We start from the raw sequence: 21524 nt of genomic DNA, 5'->3' as shown, positions 1-21524 counted from the left end.
TTGGTTGACCCGCCGTCAGCACAGGTGCAGAGAAAGGCTGTAACAACCCGTGAAAGCCTGCGCGCCCTGCCAATAGGTACCAACAAAAATGATAGCTACCGAGGCATATTCAATCGGCGCTACGAGCTAACTGGACGCGGTGTGGCATCCTTCAAAACACGACGGCCCCGCAGGGCCGTCGTGATGGCGGGATGGGCCGCCGGTTTACTTGGGGAGCACGCGGCGGATGGTTTCTGCCAGGTCTTCCGCCACGAACTTGGCCACGTAGCCATCAGCCCCGACGCTGCGCACATGGTCTTCGTTGGCCGAGCCCGACAGCGAGGAGTGGATGACCACCGGCAGGCCGTGAAAACGAGCGTCCTGCTTGATGTTGCGCGTCAGCGTGAAGCCATCCATCTCGGGCATTTCCAGGTCGGTCAGCACCATGGCCACGCGGTCCAGCACGGTCTTGCCTTCGGCCTCGGCACTTTTGGCGATGGCGTTGAGCCGGTCCCAGGCCTCTTTGCCGGACTTGACCATTTCATAGGGTGCGTTGAGCACCTTGAGTTCTTGCTCGATTAGCGAGCGGGCGACAAACGAGTCATCGGCCGCCAGGATGATGCAGCCGGGCTTGAGTTTGAGCTTGGCGCCCACCTTTTCTTCGGTGACCTCATGACCGTCAGAAGGCGAGATCATTTGCAGGATGGCCTCCACGTCCAGCACCTGGGCCAGGCGGGACTCGTCGGTGTTGCCATCCAGGCGGGCGATGCTGGTCACCAGCTTGCCGGCTGCGCCGCTGGTCTCTGCCGACAGCACCTGTTTCCAGTCCAGGCGCACGATGTCTTCCACCGACTCGACTGCAAACGCTTGGGTGGTGCGCGCGTATTCGGTCACCAGCATGATGTTCAGGCCCGTCTGGGGCTTGCAGCCGACGATGGAGGGCAGGTCCAGCACCGGAATCACCTGTCCGCGCAGGTTGACCACTCCCAGCGAATGGGCCGTGGTGCCAGCGATCGGCGTGATGCTGGGCATGGCCACGATCTCGCGGATCTTGAAGACGTTGATGCCGAACAGCTCGGACTTGCCCAAGGCGCTGTCGATGCCCAGGCGGAACAGCAACAGCTCGAACTTGTTGGTGCTGGTGAGGTTGGTCCGCTCGTCGATGTCCTGCTGGATGGCTTTCATGTTGGATCCTTCGCGCGGTAATGAAGATACGAAGATACGCGCTTTTACAAATTCTAGGACCCAAACGGCATGCGCAGTGCGCTAAATCTTCAGGCAATACCCGAATAGTGCGCTGCAGCATCCGTGCGTGGCGGCGCCGTCACACCCTGTCCGGCGTGACGGGCTCAAAGTGCACAACCGTGGGGAACGGATCGTAAAAATGGTGCAGCAGCCGCTTCCATTCCTGGTACTGGGCGGACTGGCGGAACCCCACCTCGTGGTCGGTCAGGGTGGCCCAGCGCACCAGCAGTACATAGTCCTGCGGTCGCTCCATGCAATGACCCAGCTCATGGGACAAATAGCCGGGCATGGACGCAATGATGCGCTGCGCCTGGGCAAAAGCCTGCTCAAACGCGCTGTTCTGACCGGTGCGGACAGTGAGGTGGGCAACTTCAAGAATCATGGATGTCTCCGCAACGGTCTGGTCAAGATATCAGCCACTGTGCAAGGTCTGCCGCAGGGGCGTGGCGTTGCCGTGGGGCTTCCGCGCAGTAGTGGGCTGGCAGGGTTTCACAGTATCGCCGGGCCTCAGTCCGAAATGCCCGGCACCTGCTTCAGGTAGGCGTGCAGCGCTGCAATCGCCTGGCGCACCTTTGCGGGCTGGGCATCGCGCTGGGGCGTGACGGCCCAGATATCCAGCGTGCCAAACGACCACTCCGGCAGCAGCCGCACCAGCCGCCCGGCCTGCAGCGCATCGTGCGAATCCATGCTGCCCACCAGCGCCAACCCCAGCCCGGCTTCGCACATCTGCTGGATCGAGAGCTGGTTGTTGCTGGCAATGCGCGGCTCCACGCGCAGCGCGCGGGGTTCGCCGGTGGGGCTGCGCAGGTCGATGAGCAGCCCACCCCCCTCCCGCGCAAAGCCCAGCCAGCTGTGGGACAGCAGCGCGTCCAGGTGCTGGGGCATGCCATGTGCGGCCACCCAGTCGGGCGACGCGCACAGGTACCAGTGCATGCCCCCCAGGCGCCGCGCGGCCCAGGTCGAATCTGCCAGGCGCCCGTAGCGCACCGCCAGATCGATGCGGGCGTTGATGAGGTCGATGGTGGAGTCGTCCACCAGCAGCCGCAGGCGCAGCGCCGGGTGCGCGGCCAGCAGTTCTCCCAGGGCGGGCGCAATGTGCCGCGCAAAACCTACGGTGGCCGACATCCGCAACTCGCCGCTCGGCGCATCGCGCGAGGCCGCCAGCTCGGCCCGCGCCTGCTCCGCCGCCGCCCACATGGCAGCGCAGCGCGCGTGGTACCGCTGGCCCGCCTCGGTGAGCGCCAGCTTGCGTGTGGAGCGGTGCAGCAGCGTCACGCCGCCATCGCTTTCGAGCTTGCGCACCTGCTGGCTCACCGCCGAGGTGCTCATGCCCAGGGCGCGCGCGGCGCCGCTCATCGAGCCGTGTTGCACCACAGCGGCAAACACGGCCATGCGTTTGAGGTCTTCCATCATGGGTCAACGAGAGTGGTAGGGAGTTGATTGTGAAGTAGAGCTTCAAAAAGAAGGCTGTTTTAGCCCTCTACCGCCTGCTTTGACAAGCTCCTATTCTCACTACATCGCAACTTTGACCCCAAAGACACCGTATGAACATCGCCCTGATTGGTGCCACCGGCTTTGTCGGCTCGGCCGTGCTGAACGAACTGCTGCAACGTGGTCACCGCGTGACCGTGCTGGCCCGCAACCCTGGCAAGCTCACCCCCCGCGAAGGCCTGACCGTGGTCGCCGCCGACGCGCAGGACGCTGCCCAGGTGGCCAAGGCGGTCGCTGGCCACGACGCCGTGGTCAGCGCCTACAACCCTGGCTGGACGGTGCCAGACATTCACGACCAGTTCCTCAAGGGCACGCGCGCCATCATCGACGGCACCAAGGCCGCCGGTGTGCGCCGACTGCTGGTGGTGGGCGGCGCAGGCAGCCTGTTTGTGGCGCCCGGCGTACAGCTGGTGGACACGCCCCAGTTCCCCGCGGAATGGAAGCAGGGTGCCCTGGCCGCCCGCGAGGCGCTGAACTGGATCCGCACCGAAAACACGCTGGACTGGACCTTCCTCTCGCCCCCCATCCTGCTGCAGCCCGGCGAGCGCAGCGGCCAGTACCGACTGGGCGACGAGGCCCCGCTGATGAACGGCGACCAGCCCGGCAGCATCAGCGTGGCCGACCTGGCCGTGGCGATGGTGGACGAACTGGAAACGCCGCGCCATGTGCAAAAGCGGTTCACAGTGGCGAACTGAACAGCGTTTAGGAGTGATTAACTCCTGATTTGATAGCTGCAAGCGCAATATCCAATAGCGCTTGCGGCATTTTTTGCTTCAAACCCCCAGGTTCACCCCGTAAACCACCGCATCGGCACCAGCACGAGCGATGGAAACAGCACCATCAAGAACATCACCGCAAACTGCGCCACCATGAACGGGATGACGCCCCGCGTCACGTCGTCCATGCGCATCTTGCCCACGCCCGCCACCACGTTCAGCACCGTGCCCACGGGCGGGGTGATGAGTCCGATGGCGTTGTTGATGATGAACAGCACGCCAAAGTAGACCGGGTCGATGCCTGCGGCCTTCACCACCGGCATCAGCACGGGCGTGAGGATGAGGATGGTGGGCGTCATGTCCATGGCGGTGCCCACGGCCATCACCAGCACCATGATGGCGATGAGCAGCAGCGTGGGGTGCTCCATCAGCGGCTTGAGCAGGCCCACCAGCTGGCGCGGGATGTCGGCCACGGTGATAAGCCAGGCGCTGACCATGGCGGCGGCCACCAGGAACATGATCACGGCCGTGGTCTTTGCCGCGCTGATGAACACCTCGGTCAGCTGGCGCCAGTGCAGCTCGCGGTAGACCAGAGTGGCTACGAACAGGGCGTAAACCGCAGCCACCGCCGCCGCCTCGGTGGGCGTGAACACGCCCATCTTCAAGCCCACAATCACGATGACGGGCAGGAACAGCGCCCAGGTCGATTCCTTGAGCGCCTGCAGCTTCTCGGCCGTGGAGACCTTGGGTGGTGGAGTGACGTTTTCACGCTGCGAGACCCAGTACCAGGTGACCGCAATCGCCAGCCCCATCAGCAACCCCGGCACGATACCTGCCAAAAACAGCTTGCTGATCGACACATTGGCCGCCACGCCAAACACCACAAAGCCGATGGAGGGCGGAATGACCGGCGCGATGATGCCGGCCGAGGCAATCAGCCCGCCCGCGCGCGCCTTGTCGTGCCCCGCCTTCACCATCATGGGCAGCAGCAGGGCCGCCAGCGCTGCCGTGTCGGCCACGGCCGAGCCCGACAGCGCCGCCAGCATGCAGGCCGCGAGGATGGCCACAAAGCCCAGCCCCCCGCGCTTGTGCCCCACCAGTGTGAGCGCGAGCTTGACGATGCGCTGCGACAGCCCGCCCACGTTCATGATTTCGCCCGCCAGCATGAAGAACGGCACGGCCAGCAGCGGAAAGCTGTCTGCGCCATTGATCACGTTCTGCGCCAGGATCTGTGCGTCAAACAGGTCCAGGTGCCACATGAGGGCGACGCCGGACACCAGCAGCGCGTAGGCAATCGGCACGCCGATGGCCATGGCGGCCAGCAGGGAGCCGAGGAAGATAAAAACGGTCATGGAAGAGCGCTCCAGGTCATTGCGGTGTGGGACTCACTGGCGTGAGGCCGTGGGCGCGGGGGCTGCGTGTGGCAGCTGGCTGCCCACGGCGGCCAGTTCTTCGGACTCGGAGATCTGCACCAGTTCGCTGTCCGGCATCTGCCCCGACACAATGCGCCACAGGTTCAGCGCCAGCAGCAGGCCCGCCGCCACGGCAAACACCACGCCGGACGCATAGAAGATGGCCATGGATGCACCGGTGACCGGCGCATCCACATCCCAGTTGATACGTGCCTGCGCCAGTGCGCCGCTGAACAGCAGCCAGGTGCACCAGATCATCAGCGCGTAGCTCAGGCCCAAGCAAATGCGCTGGCCCAGCGGTGGCAGGCGCGCCAGCAGAAAGTCGGTACCCAGGTGGCCCCGCTCGCGCACCGCCACGATGGCGCCCAGGAAGGTGATCCACACAAACAGCCAGCGCGAGACCTCCTCGCTGATAGCAATGCCGGAGTTGAACGCATAGCGCAGCACCACGTTGCCGAACACCATGGCCACCATCACGGCCAGCGCCAGGGCGATGAGCAGGTTGATGGCACGGCAGCAGCGGTCGATGAAGGCATTGAGCATGGGTGTCTCCTGTTATCTTTTTCAGTCAGAGGGCGGTGCCGTGCAGCAGCCCGCGCTGCGCCAGGTTGGCCATGAAGGCGCGCAGACCAAAGCGCCAGGGCGGCGCGGCCTCGCTGTGTGCCACGCGGTTGTGCAGGCCGCCCAGCCACGCGCTCTGGATGGACACCAGGTCGCCCAGGTGGTGGGTGAAGCCGCCACCCGGCTGGTCGCGGTCTTCAATGGGCGCGAACAGCGTGCCCAGAAACAGCATGAATCCATCCGGGTACTGGTGCGCGGCCAGGGCCTGCGCCACCAGGTCGCTGGGGTCGCGGCTGATGCTGGCCATGGTGTTGATGCCGCGCAGCTCAAAGCCGTCCGCGCCCGCCACGCGCAGGTGCACCGTCTCATTGCGCACCTGTTCCAGCCCGAAGCTGGCGTCGAACAGACGGATGAACGGGCCCAGCGCGCACGATGCGTTGTTGTCCTTGGCCTTGCCCAGCAGCAGTGCGCTGCGGCCCTCGATGTCGCGCAGGTTCACGTCGTTGCCCAGCGTGGCGCCCACGATCTGGCCCCGGCTGTTCACGGCCAGCACCACCTCGGGCTCGGGGTTGTTCCAGGCCGAATCGGAGCGGATGCCGATGTCGTCGCCGCAGCCCACCGAGGCCAGCACCGGTGCCTTGGTGAACACCTCGGCGTCGGGGCCGATGCCCACCTCCAGGTACTGCGACCACAGGCCTTTGTCCTGCAGCAACGCCTTTAGGCGCATGGCCTCGGGCGAGCCGGGGCGGATGTCGGCCAGGTTCTGGCCGATGAGGCCGATGACCTGGCTGCGCAGGCCCTGCGCGCGGGTGGCGTCGCCGCGCGCCTGCTCTTCAATCACGCGCTCGATGAGGCTGGCGGCAAAGGTCACGCCCGCAGCTTTCACCACCTGCAGGTCGCACGGGGCCAGCAGCCAGGGACGTGTGGCATCGCGCGCGCCGGGTTGGCTGTTGCCCAGCAGGTGGTCCACGCTGCACAGGTACTGGCCCGTGGCGAAGCGCGCAGCCTCTGCCGGTGCCAGGGTGTCCAGCAGCGTGCTCATGGTGGGGTAGTGCGCGCTGAGGTCAAACACACCTTCGGGTCGCAGTGCCACCACGGCCGGGCCGGGAACGGCACCACTGGGCGCCCACACACGGCCGACCAGCGTGCCTTGCAGGCCGTCGTCGGGGAGCACTTGCAATGCGGCGTGGGGCGCACGGGCCCGTTCGGCAACTGCTGCTGCCGTCATGTTGTTCATGGAGAGTCCTTCGAAAAAGTCTGGGTGGGTACCGGTGGCCCGCCCGTTCGTTGTCAGTGGTTGTGGCGTGGCGTTTTTTCGGCAATGCGCTGAAAACCCAGCGCAAAGTCCAGCGTGGCGCCATCGGCCAGCTGCCCCGTTTTCTCGCGGTACAGCGCCTCCCACGGCGACTGGCTCGCGGGCACGGGTGGGGTGGGCAGGTCACGCTTTCGGCGCTCGATTTCCTCGGGGGCGACCAGCGCATCGCAGCGGCCGGTGTTCAGGTCGATGCGGATCGTGTCGCCGCTTTGCAGCCAACTCAGCCCCCCGCCCACGGCGCTTTCGGGCGATGCGTTGAGGATGGACGGGCTGTCTGCCGTGCCCGACTGGCGTCCGTCGCCCAGCGTGGGCAGCGTGTTGATGCCGCGCTTGATCAGTGCATCGGGCGGCTGCATGTTCACCACTTCGGCCGAGCCGGGCCAGCCGATGGGGCCCGCGCCGCGCATGACCAGGATGCAGCCTTCGTCGATATCGAGCGCCGGATCGTTGATGCGCGCGTGGTAGTCGTCTGCGCCCTCGAACACCACGGCGCGGGCTTCGAAGATGCCCTCCTGCCCCGGGCGGGTCAGGTAGCGCTGGCGGAAGGCCTCGGAGATGACCGAGGTCTTCATGATCCCGAAGTCGAACAGGTTGCCGCTGAGCACCATGAACCCCGCCTTGTGCATCAGCGGGTTGCTGAACGGGCGGATCACCTCGCGGTCATGGGTTTCGCGGCCTTGCAGGTTTTCGCCCACCGTCTTGCCCGTCACGCTGGCGCAATCGGCATGCAATTTGCCCGCCTGCTGCAGCTCCCACATCAGCGCGGGCACGCCACCGGCGCGGAAGAAGCGCTCGCCCAAAAACTGGCCTGCAGGCTGCATGTTCAGCAGGAGCGGCAGGTCGTAGGCGTGGTCGGTCCAGTCTTGTGCATCGAGCTGCACGCCCGCGTGCCGCGCCATGGCCATGATGTGCACCTGCGCGTTGCTGCTGCCGCCCGCCACGCTCACCACCGACAGCGCGTTCAAGAAACTCTCGCGCGTCAGGATGCGCGAGGGGCGCAGGTCTTCGTACGCCATCTCCACGATGCGCCGCCCGGTTTCGTACGCCATCTGGCCGCGCTCGCGGTAGGGCGCTGGAATGGCCGCGCAGCCCGGCAGCGACAGGCCCAGCGCCTCGGCCACGGCGTTCATGGTTGATGCCGTGCCCATGGTGTTGCAGTGCCCGGCCGAGGGCGCGCTATTGCAGGCGCGCTGCAAGAATTCTTCTTCGTCGATCTCGCCCGCAGCCAGCTGGCGGCGGCTGCGCCAGATCACGGTGCCGGAGCCCACGAGTTGGCCTTCATGCCAGCCGTCCAGCATCGGCCCACCCGAGAGCACGATGGCGGGAATGTCCACCGTGGATGCCGCCATGATGCCCGCCGGCGTGGTTTTGTCGCAGCCCGTGGTCAGCACCACCGCGTCGATGGGGTAGCCGTACAGGATCTCCACCAGGCCCAGGTAGGCCAGGTTGCGGTCCAGCGCGGCCGTGGGGCGGCGGCAGTTCTCAAAGATGGGGTGGACGGGGAACTCCATCGGAATGCCGCCCGCATCACGGATGCCGTCGCGCACGCGGCGCGCCAGATCCAGGTGGATGCGGTTGCAGGGCGACAGGTCGCTGCCCGTCTGCGCAATGCCGATGATGGGCCGGCCCGAGCGCAGTTCTTCGGGCGTGAGCCCGTAGTTCATGAACCGCTCCAGGTACAGCGCGGTCATGTCCGAGCGCTCGGGCGCGGCAAACCATTCGCGGGAGCGGAAGGGGCGGCGGGGTGTTTTTGTCATGGGGTCGGGGCGTCGCAAAAGAGGGGCTGGGCGCAGCCGGACGCTGCGCCCCGGGAAGCGTGCAAGTTACTTGCCGCCCCGCGCCTTGGCCAGTTCGCCCATCAGCTCGCTGGTGGTCTCTTCGCCAAACTCCTTGCCGTACTTGGCCAGCACGGGCTGCAGCTTGGTGCGCAGCTTGGCCTGCTCGGCGGCGGGCAGCTCGGTGATCTGCATGCCGGCCTTCTTCAGCTCGCCCAGGGCGGTTTCGCTGAAGGCGCGGATGGTCTTGCGCTCGAACACCGTGGCTTCGCGCGCGGCTTCCTGCACGATCTTCTTCTCGTCGGCCGAGAGGCCGTCCCAGGTCTTCTTGGAAATGAGCAGTACCCAGGCGCTGTACATGTGGCGCGACAGCACCAGGTGCTTTTGCACTTCATAGAACTTGCTGGCCAGGATGGTGGCGGGCGGGTTCTCCTGGCCGTCCACGGCCTTTTGTTCCATGGCGGTGTACAGCTCGGTGAACGGCATGGGCGTGGCGTTGGTGCCCAGGGCATTGAAGGTGTCCAGGAACAAGGGGCTCTGGATCACGCGCAGCTTCAGGCCTGCCAAGTCGTCGGCCGTGTTGATGGGTCGGCGCGAGTTGGTCACATGGCGGAAGCCGTTTTCCCAGAAGCCCAGGCCGATCAGGCCCTTGTCGGGCAGCATGGCCAGCAGTTTCTGGCCGAAGGGGCCGTCCAGCACCGCATCGGCTTCTGCCTCGTTGTTGAAGGTGAGCGGCAGGTTCAGCACGCCAAAGGGCTTGATCAGCGACATCAGCGTGGACGAATCGGGAATCGTCATCTCCAGCGTGCCGCCGCGCAGGGCCGAGGTCATGCTCACGTCATTGCCCAGGGCACCGCTGGCAAACAGCTTGGCGTTCATCTTGCCGCCGCTCTTGGCCTGCAGGCGCTCGGCAAAGTGGCGCACGGCCTGGGCCTGCGGGTGGTCGTCGCTCAGGCCGATGCCGACCTTGAAGGTGTGTTCCTTGACTTGTGCGGCGACGGGTGCGGAGAGGGCGGCCAGCAGCGTGGCGCCGAGTGCCAAGGATTTGGCGAGGGAAGTGAATTGCATGGTGTCTTGTCTCCGTTGGAATGGCGGGGACCCCGCTGGCGAGGCCGTCGGCGTTTTCAGCTTTTTGGCAAGCCGTGATGAACGCAAGGCGAAGGTTAGGTTTCGCGAACCTCTGGGTCTACTGAATGTTTTGCGACAATCCATTCCAAACGCTTATGAGTCCAGACGAATTTCCGGGTAAACCCTTGTCTTTGGCGCAGGCCTGCGCGCGCCTGCGCTTTCGGCATCTGCAGTTTCTGGACATCCTGGGCCGCACCCGCAACCTGCGGCTGACGGCCGAGCAGATGCATGTCACGCAGCCGGCGGCCACCAAGATCCTGATGGACATCGAGGAGATCCTGGAGGCGCGTTTGTTCGATCGCCTCTCGCGCGGCATGCGGCCCAACGAGCTGGGGCTTTTTACGCTGCGCTACGCCAGCGCCGCGCTGGATGTGCAGCGCAAGTTTGTCGATGAATTCAATGCCCTCAAGCAGGGCGGCCACGGCCATGTGACGGTGGGCGCCATCACCGGCTCGGCCGCGCATGTGCTGGTGGCGTCAGTGGTGGAAATCCAGCGCCTGCGGCCCCTCTTGGTCATCAAGATCCTGGAGCAGAGCAGCGACCAGCTCATCGCCTGGCTGGCCGAACGCAAGATCGACCTGATGATTGGCCGCTTCACCACCGAGGACCAGCGCAGCCAGTTCCACTACGAGCACCTGTCCGCCGAGCCGCTGCATGTGGTGGGCGGACAGCACCACCCGCTGCGCGGCGCCACCGACCTGTCGCTGACCGAGCTGGCCCACTGGCCGTGGATTCTGTACCCCGCCTCCACGGCGGTGCGCAAGGTGTCGGACGACCTGTTCGGCGGCGCGGGCCTGGCGCTGACGGCGGGGGTGGTGGAGACGCCGTCCTTTTTGTTTGCTCTGGAGCTGATGAACACCACCCACATGATGTCGCTGCAGCCCGCCGCGCTGATCCAGAAATATGTGGACCGGGGCCTGCTCTCGCGCATCCCCGTCGAGCTGCCCGACCGCATGCCTAGCTACGGCCTCATCACCCGGCTGGGCGAGCCGCCCACCCCTTCGGCACAGGCCTTTATCGATGTGCTGCGCGAGGCGGCGGGCGTGGCGCTGGACCCTTCGGCAGAGTGACAAGGTCCGCGCTATGCACGGCCTTTTTCGATAACCAACGGTTATTGAAGATCTGGGCCACCAAGCCCTGCCGTTATGCTCTGCGCCCCTTCCCGCAACCCAGGCCTTTTTCTCCATGACCGACGCACCCGATACGCCCGACACCATCCAGGAACCCCGCTGCTGGAGCGATGGGCGCTGGACGGCGCAGGTCATCAAGAACGAAGACGACGACGGCTGGGCGGTGTCGATGACGTTGCGGGGCGAGGCCGAGCCCGCGCTGGTGGGCCCCTGGACCATGGGCCGCGACAAGAAAAACCCCAAGCCGCTGGATGTGTCGGCTTTTCACACCCTGGTCAAGACCGCGAGCGAGGTGGTGCGCCGCCATGAGCAGCAACTGCACGCGCAGCTGAACAAGAGCCTGCACATCACCACCGCCGACGGCCAGCGCCTGCGCGTGGCGCTGGCCATCGTGCCCGATGAAGAAGGCGCCACAGCCACGCTGAGCGCGCAGGACGAGCTGGGTGAGGAACTGGCCCGTGCGTCTGCGCCGCCCACTTTCAAGCTCACGCCCGCCAGCGCAGCGGCCTGGGCCGAAGGCGGGTTTCAGCGCGTGCGCTGAGCAGACTTCGGCATTCAATACAGCCCCCAGCCACTGAAACCGCCACTGCCAGTGCAGGCAATCGCCTGCGCGACGGCATTGCGCCACCCAGCCGCCTAAAATCTCGCCCGTCGGCCCCGAATGACCTTCGGGGCCGACAGCGTTCTCAGGGCGGGGCGGAATTCCCCACCGGCGGTATTTGTGGGCTGAAAGGCTGGCAAGAGCCCGCGAGCGCCTGCGGAGCCGTTCTTCGGAACAGGCCTGCAGGGTCAGCAGATCTGGTGCGAAACCAGAGCCGACGGTCACAGTCCGGATGAAAGAGATCGCGAAACCCACAGCACCCGCCATGGGTGGCTGGGCCTTTGGCGTTTGCTTGCGTGCTTTTTGCCCGCTGGTCAGCGCCTGAGGCCTGCGCCGCCCTGTGCAGGTGCCGTGCTCGCGCGCGCCCTGATTCTGGTACGACCTGTTTTGAGGAACCCATGAATCAGTCTTCTGCTACTTCTTCCGTCTCTCCCCTGGCCCCCGTCGCCGCCCACCGTGGCGCCCGCGTGGCCATCATCAGTGCCAGCTGGCACCAGGACATCGTGCACCAGGCGCGCGACGCGGCCCTGGCCGAGTTCGACCGCCACGGCCTGCCGCCCGCGCAGGTGGCGCTGTTCGATGTGCCCGGTGCGTTCGAGATTCCGCTGCTCGCCCGCAAGCTCGCGCGCAGCGGGCGCTACGACGCCATCGTGGCCTGCGCGCTGGTGGTCAACGGCGGCATCTACCGCCACGAGTTCGTCACCACCGCCGTCATCGACGGCCTGATGCGCGTGCAGCTCGACACCGAGGTGCCGGTGATGTCGGCCGTGCTCACGCCGCGCGACTTCCACGACCATGAGGACCATGTGCGCTTCTTCCGCGAGCATTTCGTGAAGAAGGGCACCGAGGTGGCCCAGGCCTGCCTGCAGACCATGGCCTACCTGCGCAAGCTGGCCTCGCCCACGCTGGCCACCGTGCAGCAGGCAACGCCTGCGCTGGCCGAAGCCTGAGAAGGCGCCAGTTGCTACTGTTTATGTAGCTACTGGCGCATGATGCACTAGCGCTTCAGGCTGATTGGGTTTGAAATGGCCGCGCCACGTCAGCTTGCGGCCAACCGCGGCTGGCGTTGGCCCGCAGCGGGCATGCGGGAGGCTGGGGATGGGCTCGTCTGCGCATCCGCCAGCCGGAACACTGCCACCGCCTGCACCAGCTGCTGCGCCTGCACCTTCAGGCTGTCGGCAGCCGCTGCGCTCTGTTCGACCAGCGCTGCGTTCTGCTGCGTGGCCTGGTCCATCTGCATCACCGCTTCGCCCACCTGGGCCACGCCCGCACTTTGCTCGCTGCTGGCGGAGCTGATCTCGCCCACGATGTCGGTCACGCGGCGGATGGCGCTCACCACCTCGTTCATCGTCGCGCCGGCCTTGTCCACCAGCGTGGTACCCAGCTCCACACGCTCCACGCTGGCGTGGATCAGGGTCTTGATCTCCTTGGCGGCGTCGGCGCTGCGCTGGGCGAGGCTCCGTACCTCGCTGGCCACCACGGCAAAGCCGCGTCCCTGTTCGCCTGCACGGGCGGCCTCCACGGCCGCGTTCAGCGCGAGGATGTTGGTCTGGAACGCGATGCCATCGATGACCGAGATGATGTCGGCGATCTTCTTGCTGCTGTCGTTGATGCCCTTCATGGTGGTCACCACCTCGGCCACCACGTCGCCGCCTTGCACGGCCACGGTGCTGGCGCTCACGGCCAGCTGGTTGGCGGTGCGGGCGTTTTCGGCATTGGCCTGCACGGTGGAACTCAGCTCTTCCATCGATGCCGATGTTTCCTCCAGCGCGCTGGCCTGCTGTTCGGTGCGCGCGCTCAGGTCGTTGTTGCCCAGCGCGATCTCGGTGCTGGCAGCGGCCACGCTGTCGGCGTTGTTGCGCACGTTGCTCACCACCTGCGACACGCTGTTCTGCATGTCGTGCAGCGCGTTCAGCAGCAGGGCGATCTCGTCCTTGCCCTGCACATGCCGCGCCACCGTCAGGTCGCCGCTGGCCACGGCCTGCGACACGCGCACCGCGTTGTCCAGCGGGTTCACCACCGTGCGGCTGAAGGCAATGGCGCCGGCAATGCCCAGCGCGCACACCACCAGCATCACCACCAGGCTGATGGTGGTGGCGCGCTGTGCGGTGGCGGCGGCACGTTCGGCCACGGCGCTGCTGGCCTTTGCGATCAGGTCGCCCGCCTGGTCCAGCAGTTGCGAGGGCTCGCGGTCCATGCCGGCCACGGCCTTGTCACCCGCCTGCGGGTCGTGGTCGGCGGCCTTGAAGGCTTCCAACCCCTTGCGGTAGGCGGTGCCCATGCGTTCGTGGGCCTGAGCAAACTGCAACACGCGTTCGCGGCCTTCGCCCGGGGGCAGGGCGGCCACCAGCTTTTGCGCCTCGTCCTTGATGGCCTGTTCCTGCTTTTCAAACGCGGCCCAGTAGCGCGTGAGCTGGGCCGGGTCCTTGCCGCGCAGCAGCACGTTTTTCCACTCCTGCACCTGCACCTTGAAGTTGTTGAGCATGCCCGCTGCCATGCGCTCGTGCTCAAAGCTCTGGGCCACGGTGGTCTGGTAGGTGTCGAGCGCCTGATTCAGACGGCTGATGCCAAACAGGGCCGCTGCAAATAGCAAGAGCAGCGACACGGTGAAGGCCAGGGGGAGCTTGAGGCTGAGCTTCATGAGGAACTCCTTGAGGGTCCAGAAACGTCGCAGTGGGGCCAGTGGCCCTCCATCCCGGTTCAGCGGCGCGCAGGGGGCAGGGCAGCAGGCAGGGTGTCTTCGAGATTATGGAGACGGATGTAAATATTTGTACATGCCTTTTTTGCCGTGGGGCAGGCGTGCGCGGAATAGGGCCAGTGACTTATTGAATGCAGCCAGCCCAAACAAAACGGCCTTGCCGGTGAGGGCAAGGCCGTGCAGTGGTCAGGGCATCGCGCAGACCGATGCCGCGAGGGGCCGATTACACAACCCCGCTGGCCCGCAGCGCTGCAATGCGCGCCGCATCCAGGCCCATCTCGCGCAGCACCTCGTCGGTGTGCTGCCCCAGTGCCGGTGGCGCATTGCGCAGCACGGGCGGCGTGGCCGACAGGCGCAGCGGGCTGGCCACACCGGTGATCTGCTGCACCTTGTCGGTGGCGGCCTCGCCAGCTTTCCAGCGCGGCAGCGTCACGGCCAGGCCACGGGCCTGCACCTGGGCGTCGTCAAACGCCTGGGCGATGGTGTTGATGGGGCCGCAGGGCACAGCCTTGTCTTCCAGCAGCGTGATCCAGTCGGCCGTGGTGCGCGTGCGGGTCACGGCCTCCATGGCGGGGATCAGTGCGGCACGGTTTTGCACGCGCAGCGTGTTGGTGGCAAAGCGAGGGTCCGTGGCCCATTGCGGCTGGTTGGCCGCTGCACAAAAGCGCTGGAACTGCCCGTCGTTGCCAATGGCCAGCAGCATGTTGCCGTCCTGCGTGGGGAAGTCCTGGTAGGGCGCCAGGCTGGGGTGGCTGTTGCCCATGCGGCCGGGCGCCTTGCCCGTGGCCAGAAAGCCCGAGGCCTGGTTGGCCAGCACGGCCATGCCCACGTCGAGTAGGGCCATGTCGATGTGCTGGCCCTGGCCGGTGCCATTGGTGGCGTTGTCGCGCACATGCAGCGCGGCCAGGATGGCGTTGCTGGCGTACAGGCCGGTGAACAGGTCGATGACGGCCACGCCCACACGCATGGGGCCGCCGCCGGGCTGGTTGTCGGCCTGGCCGGTGATGCTCATCAAGCCCGTCATGGCCTGCACCATCAGGTCGTAGCCCGCGCGTTCCGCATACGGGCCGTCTTGCCCAAAGCCGGTGACGGAGCAGTAAATGAGGCGCGGGTTGAGCGCGCGCAGGCTCTCATGGTCCAGGCCGTACTGCTTGAGGCCGCCGACCTTGAAGTTCTCCACCACGATGTCCGCCTCCAGCGCCATCTGCTTGATGAGCGCCTGCCCCTCGGGCGAGGCCATGTCGATGGTGACCGAGCGCTTGTTGCGGTTGCAGGCGGTGTAGTAGCTGGCCTGGTTGGTGTCGTTGCCGTCCGCGTCCTTCAAGAAGGGCGGGCCCCACTGGCGCGTGTCGTCGCCCACGCCGGGGCGCTCCACCTTCACCACATCCGCACCCAGGTCGGCCAGGATCTGCGTGCACCACGGCCCGGCCAGCACGCGGGAGAGGTCGAGCACCTTGATGCCTGCGAGGGCGCCTGGGGCGGTAGAAGAGGTGGTCATGGGGTGTTTACTATGAAATTAATAGCTGTCAGCGCATGATGGACTAGCGCTACAAGGCAAAAACACCGCAAAGGCGGTGTTTTTGCGGGTTCTCGGGGCGCAGGCCGATCAGTTGGCGAACGCGGCGATGCCCGTCTGTGCGCGGCCCAGGATGAGGGCGTGCACATCGTGCGTGCCTTCGTACGTGTTCACCACTTCCAGGTTCACCAGGTGGCGGGCCACGCCGAACTCGTCGCTGATGCCGTTGCCGCCCATCATGTCGCGCGCCAGGCGGGCAATGTCCAGCGCCTTGCCGCAGCTGTTGCGTTTGATGATGGAGGTGCCTTCCACGCTGGCCGTGCCCGCGTCCTTCATGCGGCCAAACTGCAGGCAGGCCTGCAGGCCGATGGCGATCTCGGTCTGCATGTCGGCCAGCTTCTTCTGGATGAGCTGGTTGGCGGCCAGGGGGCGGCCGAACTGCTTGCGGTCCAGCGTGTACTGGCGGGCGGTGTGCCAGCAGAACTCGGCGGCACCTAGCGCACCCCAGGCGATGCCGTAGCGCGCGCTGTTCAGGCAGGTGAACGGGCCCTTCAAGCCCTGCACTTCAGGGAAGGCGTTTTCTTCGGGCACGAACACATCGTCCATCACGATCTCGCCGGTGATCGATGCGCGCAGGCCCACCTTGCCGTGGATGGCGGGGGCCGTCAGGCCCTTCATGCCCTTTTCCAGCACGAAGCCGCGGATGGGGCCCACAGCGCCGCCTTCGGACACTTCCTTGGCCCAGACCACGAACACATCGGCCACGGGGCTGTTGGTGATCCACATCTTGCTGCCCTTGAGCTTGTAGCCACCATCGACCTTGTAGGCGCGCGTGGCCATGCTGCCGGGGTCGGAGCCGTGGTCGGGCTCGGTCAGGCCAAAGCAGCCAATCCACTCGCCGCTGGCGAGCTTGGGCAGGTACTTCTGGCGCTGGGCTTCGCTGCCGAATTCATAAATGGGCACCATCACCAGCGACGACTGCACGCTGGCCATCGAGCGGTAGCCCGAGTCCACACGCTCCACCTCGCGGGCGATCAGGCCGTAGGCCACATAGCTCAGGCCGGGGCCACCGTATTGCTCGGGGATGGTGGGGCCCAAGAGGCCCACTTCGCCCATCTCGCGGAAGATGCTCACGTCCATCTTTTCGTGGCGGAAGGCATCGAGCACGCGGGGCGCCAGCTTGTCCTGGCAATACGCGGCGGCGGCGTCGCGGATCGCGCGCTCGTCGTCGGTCAGTTGCTGGCTCAGGAGGAAAGGGTCATCCCATTGAAAAGCGGCGTGGGCCATGTGTGTCTCCAGGTCGGAAAGAGGGGGAAGAAAAAACGAATCTGGAGCGCATCGTAGGCCTTGGGGTGGTGGCCCGCAAGCGAGTTCTTTTCATCCAGACATGCGTTTATGGAATGTATGGAATACTGGCGGCCAGCTAAGCCAAGGCGTGGCTGGTCACTTAAAAATTCCTCTTCATCATGCGCCGCAACATTCCATCGACCCAGGCCCTGGCCTGTTTTGAAGTGGCCGCCCGCCACGAGAGCTACACCCGCGCCGCGCAGGAGTTGTCGCTCACCCAAAGCGCCGTCTCGCGCCAGATCCAGGCGCTGGAAGAGTTTTTGGGCGTGGCACTGTTTCGCCGCACGCGCCACGGCGTGGTGCTGACGCTTGCGGGCGCGCACTATGGCCGCCAGGTGGCGCGCTGGCTGCAGGGGCTGGAGCGCGATACGCTGGACGTGATGGCCCACCAGGGCGAGGGCGGCACCCTCACGCTGGCGGCAGTGCCCACCTTTGCCACGCGGTGGCTCATCCCCCGCCTGCCGCACCTGGCGCAGGCGCATCCCGATATCGTGGTGCACATCGACACACAGACGCGGCCCTTCTTGTTTGCCGACACCACCTTCGATGCCGCCTTGTATGCCGGCACGCCCGAGCAGGTCGCCAACTGGCCTGGCGTGCAGGCGCAGCTGCTGATGCACGAAGACGTGGTGCCCGTGTGCAGCCCGCGCCTGCTCGAATCGGCCGCGCCCCGGGGCCGGGGCCGCGCCCACCAGCCCGTGGCCGCCGAGGCTCTGGCCGAGCTGCCGCTGCTGCAGCAAAGCACACGCCCGTACGGCTGGCGCCAGTGGTTCGATGCCATGGGGGTGGAGGCACCGCACGCGCTGGATGGCCCGCGCTACGAGCTGTTCTCCATGCTGGCTGTGGCCGCCACGCATGGCATGGGCGTGGCGCTGATCCCGCCGCTGCTCATCGAGGCCGAACTCGCCAGCGGCGAGCTGGTGGTGGCCTGCAACCGCCCGCTGCGCGGCGAGCGGGCGTACTACCTCATCAGCCCCACGCAGGCACAGCCGCCGGTGCTGGCCACGTTTGCGCGCTGGCTGCAGCAGATGGCCGAGGCGGCGGGCGCCCCGGTGGCGGGTTGATGCGCTTGCGTCCACCTGGGCGGTGAACTAATCTGGTTGCGCGGAAGTCTGTCTTTCATTCAGCAACCTTGTTGGAGAGCGACCACCATGACCACTTACCACGCTCCGCATTTCGACCCCACCGTGGACGAGATCGAGACCCTCAAGCAACTGGAGATGGGCGAAGTCATCACGCTGCCCCACGCGCTCAAGGACCATGTGTCGGGGCGACTGCTCGAATGGGGCTTCATCACCAAGGGGACGGGGGGTGAGTTGGCCATCACCGCCAGTGGCCGCCAGTTGATCCGGCGACAGGACAACTGAGCCCGCGCGTCAGCCGGCCCCTTGTGCGCATCCGTCGCGCGGTGTGGCGTGGGACCTCCGTGCGGGTTGGGAGCCTTTGGCTAAATCCTGGTGCGCGGGCTGGGGTATCTGGGCCCTGTGCCTGCCGTGTGCAGCGTTGGGCCTATCCTGTGCAATTCCCTTTGTCTGGAGCCGCTGTGCCCGCTTTGTCCCGTCTGCGCACCACCCTGTGCATTGCCGCCCTGGCCCTGGCCGGTGCGTTGCTGGCGGGCTGCAGCACGGTGCGGCTGGCGTACAACCAGGTGCCCCACCTGGCGTACTGGCAACTGAACCGTTACCTTGACCTGTCGGACGCGCAGACGGAGCGCGTGCGGGGCGACCTGGGCGACCTGCACCGCTGGCACCGCGACACCATGCTGCCCCAGCATGCCGAGCTGTTGCAAAAGGTGCAGCAGCAGTTGCCCGCGACCATCACCCCCGAGCAGGCCTGCCGCATCTATGACGAGGCACGTACACAGCTGGACAAGGTGCTAGCCCAGGCCGAGCCCAAGGTGGTGTGGCTGGCCTCGCAGCTGACCGAGGCGCAGATCCGCAATCTAGAGCGCAGGCAGGCCGACAGCAACGCTGACTGGAAATCCGAATGGCTGGACCCATCGCTCGACAAGATGCGCGAGCGCCGCTTCAAGGACCTCTCGTCGCGGCTCGAAACCTTTTATGGCGCGCTGGACGAACCCCAGAAGGCCGTGCTGCGCGCCTTTATCGCCCAGTCGGCTTTTGACCCGCAGCGCACCTACGCCGAGCGCGTGCGCCGGCAAAAAGACCTGGTGCAGGTGCTGCGCAGCATCCAGGCCGACCGTGGCAACACCGCCCAGGCCCGCACGCTGATGCTCGGCTTTCTGGACCGCGTGGTGACGTCACCGGACGGCGCCTACCAGCGCTACGCACAAGCGCTGGTGGCCGAGGGCTGCGAGGGGTTTGCGCGCCTGCACAACGCCATGACGCCTGCGCATCGGCTGCGTGCGGCGCAATCGCTCAAGGGTTATGAGCAGGACTTCCTGTTGCTGGCTGCGCGCTGAGGTGCAGCGCGAGGGTGGGGCGAAGCGCAGAGGCCGCTGCCGCGACGCGAAGGTCAGCAGAACATCATCGCCAGCAGGGCTGCATCCTCGGCCATGTTCTGCAGGGCATAACCCGCCAGCCGGTAGGCCAGCACGGTGGCGTGCGCGATCAGATCCTGGGCGGTCATGGCGGTGGCTGGGTGTGGAGGTGTGCAGAAATCACATGCCGCCGCCACAGCGGCTGGCCCAGCAAAAAGGCCGATAGCTCGTGGAAGCTACCGGCCTTGTTGACTGTGGTGCCCGGGGCCGGAATCGAACCGGCACGCCTTGCGGCGGGGGATTTTGAGTCCCGCGAAGAATCTAGGATTCATGCGGCTTGGCAGGCAATGTGTTCCGGGTTTCTCCGCGGGATTCTACACAGTAGAGACGCGCAAAACCGGAACGCTTTTTAGCCCGCGGGTTTGAGCTTTCGCACGCCCCCATAGTGCCGCTCGGTGGTGCGCTTGTCCGAGTGCTGCAAAAGCTCCGCGGCGTCCTCCAAGCTGCCAGCCTTTTGCGCTGCACGTTTGCGCATGTCCCTCAAGTACAAACCGCGGATTGCCGCGGCTAATTCCTTGTCGCCCCGCTCATCTGCCTTCTGTGCCGCAATGGCCCTGGCAGTGTCCCAGCCGTAGCGCAATGCTGCCTGGGTGACGGGGCGCCCGTTTGGGGTGGATAGGAGCATCAGGTGGGGTGCTCCTAGAGCTTTCCTGCGCTCGACCAGTCCAGGCAACACCGCGGACAGGTTCAAGTCCCACTCCGCTTCTTTGCCAGTCTTGCTGGCCTCTAGCTCCAGAATGTGCCCCCGCGGCATCAACACTGAAATGCAGTCGGTCAACCGCATTCCAGTGACAGACCCCAAATCCATGCAGTCCTTGATGTGTTGCGAGGCCTCCGCATAGATGGCTGAGTACACCGCATCGTGAACCTTGACGCGGCGCGCCTTCTCCTTGTTCTTCCAGCGGCTACGCTCCATCCCTGCCGCGGGCCACGGTTGTGACACAAGGCCCTCGCCGCGAGCCCAGTTCCAGATGACGGACAGCAGGGCCATTTCCCGATTGCCTTGGGTTTTGGCGGTGCGCTTCTTCAGGTAGGCCTTGATCGTCGGCATGTCCACCTGATCCCAGGTTGCCTCTCCGAACGCTGGGCGCATCATGCGCAGGCTCTTGGTGTACCCGCGCTTTGTCTCAGCACTGGAGTACCCGGGCAGAACCTCTGTTTCCCAGCGCGCGAACGCTTCTTCCAGAGTCCCGGTGATGGTTGGCGCCGCGGTGCCGCGGTCGGTGATTTCTTGCCATCTGGCAATGGCTTGGGTGTAGTCCGTGCCAAGCGGAACCTCTCCGCCGCCCTCCGCGGTGGCGTCGTAAAAGTAGTACACCACGACCTTGCCATTCTTGCGTCGGCGCGTCCTTGCGCGAAGTCGTGGGTATTGGCCTGTCATCTCACTGCTCCCAAATTGACGCCGCGGGATGGCGTGAACACCTGCCCAGCCAGCCAGGCGCGAACGTGCGCGCGAGACAACAGGATACGCCTGCCGAGACGCCTGTGGGGGATGCCCTCCTGTTTCAAGAAGGCCTCTTGCTCGTCGGTTTTGCTGGCGCCCGCGAGCTTCCGAATCTCCTTCGGCTCAAGCAATTCGCCTTCGGTCATCCTGACCTCCAAAAAGAAAAGCCCCTTAGCGGGGCTCATTGCAATGTGTGTACCGGCTCTGGCTCGTCGTCCCGCTCCGGTAGCTCTTCTTCGTCCTCGTCGCGCTGTTCCTGCCAGCGCTCGAGGTAGTGCTTGGCGTCGCTGGCTTCTTGGCGCTCTCGGGCGCGGCGGCTAGCCATGCTGGCCTCCTTTGATGCCGTTGGCGGCGGCGAACGCAGCCTCAAACTGCGGGCATGCACCGAATCCGGTGATCCCGTCTGCCACAACGTCTTCACGGTCACAGAACAGGGCTGCGGCCTTCCACCCGGCATCAAACAGGCGGCGGGCCTCATCCAGCGGCACCGCCCCGGCCTGCGCTGTCTCGCGCTGCTTCTCCAGCGCACTCCACCAGCCGAATGCATACGCCTTTTTCAACTCTTCGGTGTTGCACTCAATTGGTGGGGGTGTGATTGCCCCGGCCTGCGCCTGGGTGGGCTGCGGGGTGGTGTAGAACTGCTTGCACTCGTCGCAATGGCACCCG

At 65.8% G+C, this 21524-nt stretch carries 22 protein-coding genes and 1 riboswitch; of the genes, 7 read left to right on the top strand and 15 right to left on the bottom strand.

The window, feature by feature from the left end; translation table 11 throughout:
• Window positions 1-204 precede the first annotated feature (204 nt).
• From ACODSU_RS21440 to ACODSU_RS21430, 3 genes are all read right to left on the bottom strand, one after another.
• Entirely contained in the window at window positions 205-1164 is a 960-nt protein-coding gene (locus ACODSU_RS21440; protein ID WP_015015359.1) for a chemotaxis protein, read from the bottom strand.
• A gap of 139 nt (window positions 1165-1303) precedes the next feature.
• Window positions 1304-1606 carry an antibiotic biosynthesis monooxygenase family protein gene (locus ACODSU_RS21435; protein ID WP_015015358.1) on the bottom strand — a complete coding sequence of 101 codons (303 nt, stop codon included), beginning with the start codon at window positions 1604-1606 and terminating at the stop codon, window positions 1304-1306.
• Between the two features lie 125 nt (window positions 1607-1731).
• A complete protein-coding gene (locus ACODSU_RS21430; protein ID WP_488844718.1) occupies window positions 1732-2634 on the bottom strand; it encodes a LysR family transcriptional regulator in 903 nt (300 codons plus the stop codon).
• A 134-nt stretch (window positions 2635-2768) separates the two neighbouring features.
• Here ACODSU_RS21430 and ACODSU_RS21425 point away from each other — a divergent pair, with 134 nt between their 5' ends.
• Window positions 2769-3410, top strand: coding sequence for an NAD(P)-dependent oxidoreductase (locus ACODSU_RS21425; protein ID WP_488844636.1), 642 nt, complete (start codon window positions 2769-2771; stop codon window positions 3408-3410).
• A 92-nt stretch (window positions 3411-3502) separates the two neighbouring features.
• On the opposite strand, the gene ACODSU_RS21420 is transcribed toward ACODSU_RS21425, so the two are convergent.
• The 5 genes from ACODSU_RS21420 to ACODSU_RS21400 all read right to left on the bottom strand — a co-directional run bounded on the left by ACODSU_RS21420 (window position 3503) and on the right by ACODSU_RS21400 (window position 9562).
• A complete protein-coding gene (locus ACODSU_RS21420) occupies window positions 3503-4783 on the bottom strand; it encodes a TRAP transporter large permease subunit (RefSeq protein WP_488844634.1) in 1281 nt (426 codons plus the stop codon).
• A 33-nt stretch (window positions 4784-4816) separates the two neighbouring features.
• Window positions 4817-5386, bottom strand: coding sequence for a TRAP transporter small permease (locus ACODSU_RS21415; RefSeq protein ID WP_488844632.1), 570 nt, complete (start codon window positions 5384-5386; stop codon window positions 4817-4819).
• A 25-nt stretch (window positions 5387-5411) separates the two neighbouring features.
• Window positions 5412-6641, bottom strand: coding sequence for a fumarylacetoacetate hydrolase family protein (locus ACODSU_RS21410; RefSeq protein ID WP_488844630.1), 1230 nt, complete (start codon window positions 6639-6641; stop codon window positions 5412-5414).
• A 53-nt stretch (window positions 6642-6694) separates the two neighbouring features.
• Complete coding sequence (locus tag ACODSU_RS21405) at window positions 6695-8476, bottom strand: IlvD/Edd family dehydratase (protein WP_488844628.1); 1782 nt, start codon at window positions 8474-8476, stop codon at window positions 6695-6697.
• Between the two features lie 66 nt (window positions 8477-8542).
• Window positions 8543-9562 (bottom strand): TRAP transporter substrate-binding protein, encoded by a 1020-nt coding sequence (locus ACODSU_RS21400; RefSeq protein ID WP_488844626.1) that lies wholly within the window; start codon window positions 9560-9562, stop codon window positions 8543-8545.
• A 155-nt stretch (window positions 9563-9717) separates the two neighbouring features.
• Between ACODSU_RS21400 and ACODSU_RS21395 the strand changes: the two genes are divergently transcribed.
• The 3 genes from ACODSU_RS21395 (at window position 9718) to ACODSU_RS21385 (ending at window position 12303) form a co-directional block, all read left to right on the top strand.
• Window positions 9718-10692 carry a LysR family transcriptional regulator gene (locus ACODSU_RS21395; RefSeq protein ID WP_488844624.1) on the top strand — a complete coding sequence of 325 codons (975 nt, stop codon included), beginning with the start codon at window positions 9718-9720 and terminating at the stop codon, window positions 10690-10692.
• A gap of 115 nt (window positions 10693-10807) precedes the next feature.
• Window positions 10808-11293, top strand: a complete 486-nt coding sequence (locus tag ACODSU_RS21390) for a hypothetical protein (protein ID WP_488844622.1) — start codon at window positions 10808-10810, stop codon at window positions 11291-11293.
• A 137-nt stretch (window positions 11294-11430) separates the two neighbouring features.
• A riboswitch (FMN riboswitch) is annotated at window positions 11431-11601 on the top strand.
• Window positions 11602-11751: 150 nt separating this feature from the next.
• Window positions 11752-12303, top strand: a complete 552-nt coding sequence (locus ACODSU_RS21385; protein WP_043565627.1) for a 6,7-dimethyl-8-ribityllumazine synthase — start codon at window positions 11752-11754, stop codon at window positions 12301-12303.
• Between the two features lie 89 nt (window positions 12304-12392).
• Here ACODSU_RS21385 and ACODSU_RS21380 read toward each other — a convergent pair whose 3' ends face one another.
• The 3 genes from ACODSU_RS21380 to ACODSU_RS21370 all read right to left on the bottom strand — a co-directional run bounded on the left by ACODSU_RS21380 (window position 12393) and on the right by ACODSU_RS21370 (window position 16854).
• Entirely contained in the window at window positions 12393-13994 is a 1602-nt protein-coding gene (locus ACODSU_RS21380) for a methyl-accepting chemotaxis protein (protein ID WP_488844620.1), read from the bottom strand.
• A 280-nt stretch (window positions 13995-14274) separates the two neighbouring features.
• Window positions 14275-15549, bottom strand: coding sequence for a CaiB/BaiF CoA transferase family protein (locus tag ACODSU_RS21375; RefSeq protein WP_488844618.1), 1275 nt, complete (start codon window positions 15547-15549; stop codon window positions 14275-14277).
• A gap of 108 nt (window positions 15550-15657) precedes the next feature.
• Window positions 15658-16854 (bottom strand): acyl-CoA dehydrogenase, encoded by a 1197-nt coding sequence (locus ACODSU_RS21370; protein ID WP_015015345.1) that lies wholly within the window; start codon window positions 16852-16854, stop codon window positions 15658-15660.
• A gap of 179 nt (window positions 16855-17033) precedes the next feature.
• Here ACODSU_RS21370 and ACODSU_RS21365 point away from each other — a divergent pair, with 179 nt between their 5' ends.
• From ACODSU_RS21365 to ACODSU_RS21355, 3 genes are all read left to right on the top strand, one after another.
• On the top strand, window positions 17034-17978 hold the full coding sequence (locus tag ACODSU_RS21365; protein WP_488844616.1) for a LysR family transcriptional regulator: 945 nt from the start codon (window positions 17034-17036) through the stop codon (window positions 17976-17978).
• An 87-nt stretch (window positions 17979-18065) separates the two neighbouring features.
• Complete coding sequence (locus ACODSU_RS21360; protein WP_015015343.1) at window positions 18066-18281, top strand: hypothetical protein; 216 nt, start codon at window positions 18066-18068, stop codon at window positions 18279-18281.
• A gap of 176 nt (window positions 18282-18457) precedes the next feature.
• Window positions 18458-19336, top strand: a complete 879-nt coding sequence (locus tag ACODSU_RS21355) for a DUF6279 family lipoprotein (protein ID WP_260668213.1) — start codon at window positions 18458-18460, stop codon at window positions 19334-19336.
• A 427-nt stretch (window positions 19337-19763) separates the two neighbouring features.
• On the opposite strand, the gene ACODSU_RS21350 is transcribed toward ACODSU_RS21355, so the two are convergent.
• From ACODSU_RS21350 to ACODSU_RS21335, 4 genes are all read right to left on the bottom strand, one after another.
• Window positions 19764-20795, bottom strand: a complete 1032-nt coding sequence (locus tag ACODSU_RS21350; RefSeq protein ID WP_488844614.1) for an integrase — start codon at window positions 20793-20795, stop codon at window positions 19764-19766.
• Complete coding sequence (locus ACODSU_RS21345) at window positions 20792-21004, bottom strand: DUF4224 domain-containing protein (RefSeq protein ID WP_488844612.1); 213 nt, start codon at window positions 21002-21004, stop codon at window positions 20792-20794. The genes ACODSU_RS21350 and ACODSU_RS21345 overlap by 4 nt, the downstream gene beginning before the upstream one ends.
• Window positions 21005-21039: 35 nt before the next feature.
• Window positions 21040-21183 (bottom strand): hypothetical protein, encoded by a 144-nt coding sequence (locus tag ACODSU_RS21340; protein ID WP_488844610.1) that lies wholly within the window; start codon window positions 21181-21183, stop codon window positions 21040-21042.
• Window positions 21176-21524 (bottom strand): hypothetical protein (locus ACODSU_RS21335; RefSeq protein ID WP_488844608.1); only part of this gene is annotated, 349 nt, incomplete at its 5' end. The genes ACODSU_RS21340 and ACODSU_RS21335, both read right to left, overlap by 8 nt.

This window comes from Acidovorax sp. FG48 (genome assembly GCF_057809085.1).
The sequence above is the reverse complement of the archived record's forward strand: the minus strand, read 5'-3'. Positions and strand labels throughout refer to the sequence as shown.

Bases quoted from the DNA above. Each gene is read 5' to 3' on its own strand.
- ACODSU_RS21440 (WP_015015359.1), bottom strand. From the start codon at position 1,164: ATGAAAGCCATCCAGCAGGACATCGACGAGCGGACCAACCTCACCAGC.
- ACODSU_RS21435 (WP_015015358.1), bottom strand. From the start codon at position 1,606: ATGATTCTTGAAGTTGCCCACCTCACTGTCCGCACCGGTCAGAACAGC.
- ACODSU_RS21430 (WP_488844718.1), bottom strand. From the start codon at position 2,634: ATGGAAGACCTCAAACGCATGGCCGTGTTTGCCGCTGTGGTGCAACAC.
- ACODSU_RS21425 (WP_488844636.1), top strand. From the start codon at position 2,769: ATGAACATCGCCCTGATTGGTGCCACCGGCTTTGTCGGCTCGGCCGTG.
- ACODSU_RS21420 (WP_488844634.1), bottom strand. From the start codon at position 4,783: ATGACCGTTTTTATCTTCCTCGGCTCCCTGCTGGCCGCCATGGCCATC.
- ACODSU_RS21415 (WP_488844632.1), bottom strand. From the start codon at position 5,386: ATGCTCAATGCCTTCATCGACCGCTGCTGCCGTGCCATCAACCTGCTC.
- ACODSU_RS21410 (WP_488844630.1), bottom strand. From the start codon at position 6,641: ATGAACAACATGACGGCAGCAGCAGTTGCCGAACGGGCCCGTGCGCCC.
- ACODSU_RS21405 (WP_488844628.1), bottom strand. From the start codon at position 8,476: ATGACAAAAACACCCCGCCGCCCCTTCCGCTCCCGCGAATGGTTTGCC.
- ACODSU_RS21400 (WP_488844626.1), bottom strand. From the start codon at position 9,562: ATGCAATTCACTTCCCTCGCCAAATCCTTGGCACTCGGCGCCACGCTG.
- ACODSU_RS21395 (WP_488844624.1), top strand. From the start codon at position 9,718: ATGAGTCCAGACGAATTTCCGGGTAAACCCTTGTCTTTGGCGCAGGCC.
- ACODSU_RS21390 (WP_488844622.1), top strand. From the start codon at position 10,808: ATGACCGACGCACCCGATACGCCCGACACCATCCAGGAACCCCGCTGC.
- ACODSU_RS21385 (WP_043565627.1), top strand. From the start codon at position 11,752: ATGAATCAGTCTTCTGCTACTTCTTCCGTCTCTCCCCTGGCCCCCGTC.
- ACODSU_RS21380 (WP_488844620.1), bottom strand. From the start codon at position 13,994: ATGAAGCTCAGCCTCAAGCTCCCCCTGGCCTTCACCGTGTCGCTGCTC.
- ACODSU_RS21375 (WP_488844618.1), bottom strand. From the start codon at position 15,549: ATGACCACCTCTTCTACCGCCCCAGGCGCCCTCGCAGGCATCAAGGTG.
- ACODSU_RS21370 (WP_015015345.1), bottom strand. From the start codon at position 16,854: ATGGCCCACGCCGCTTTTCAATGGGATGACCCTTTCCTCCTGAGCCAG.
- ACODSU_RS21365 (WP_488844616.1), top strand. From the start codon at position 17,034: ATGCGCCGCAACATTCCATCGACCCAGGCCCTGGCCTGTTTTGAAGTG.
- ACODSU_RS21360 (WP_015015343.1), top strand. From the start codon at position 18,066: ATGACCACTTACCACGCTCCGCATTTCGACCCCACCGTGGACGAGATC.
- ACODSU_RS21350 (WP_488844614.1), bottom strand. From the start codon at position 20,795: ATGACAGGCCAATACCCACGACTTCGCGCAAGGACGCGCCGACGCAAG.
- ACODSU_RS21345 (WP_488844612.1), bottom strand. From the start codon at position 21,004: ATGACCGAAGGCGAATTGCTTGAGCCGAAGGAGATTCGGAAGCTCGCG.
- ACODSU_RS21340 (WP_488844610.1), bottom strand. From the start codon at position 21,183: ATGGCTAGCCGCCGCGCCCGAGAGCGCCAAGAAGCCAGCGACGCCAAG.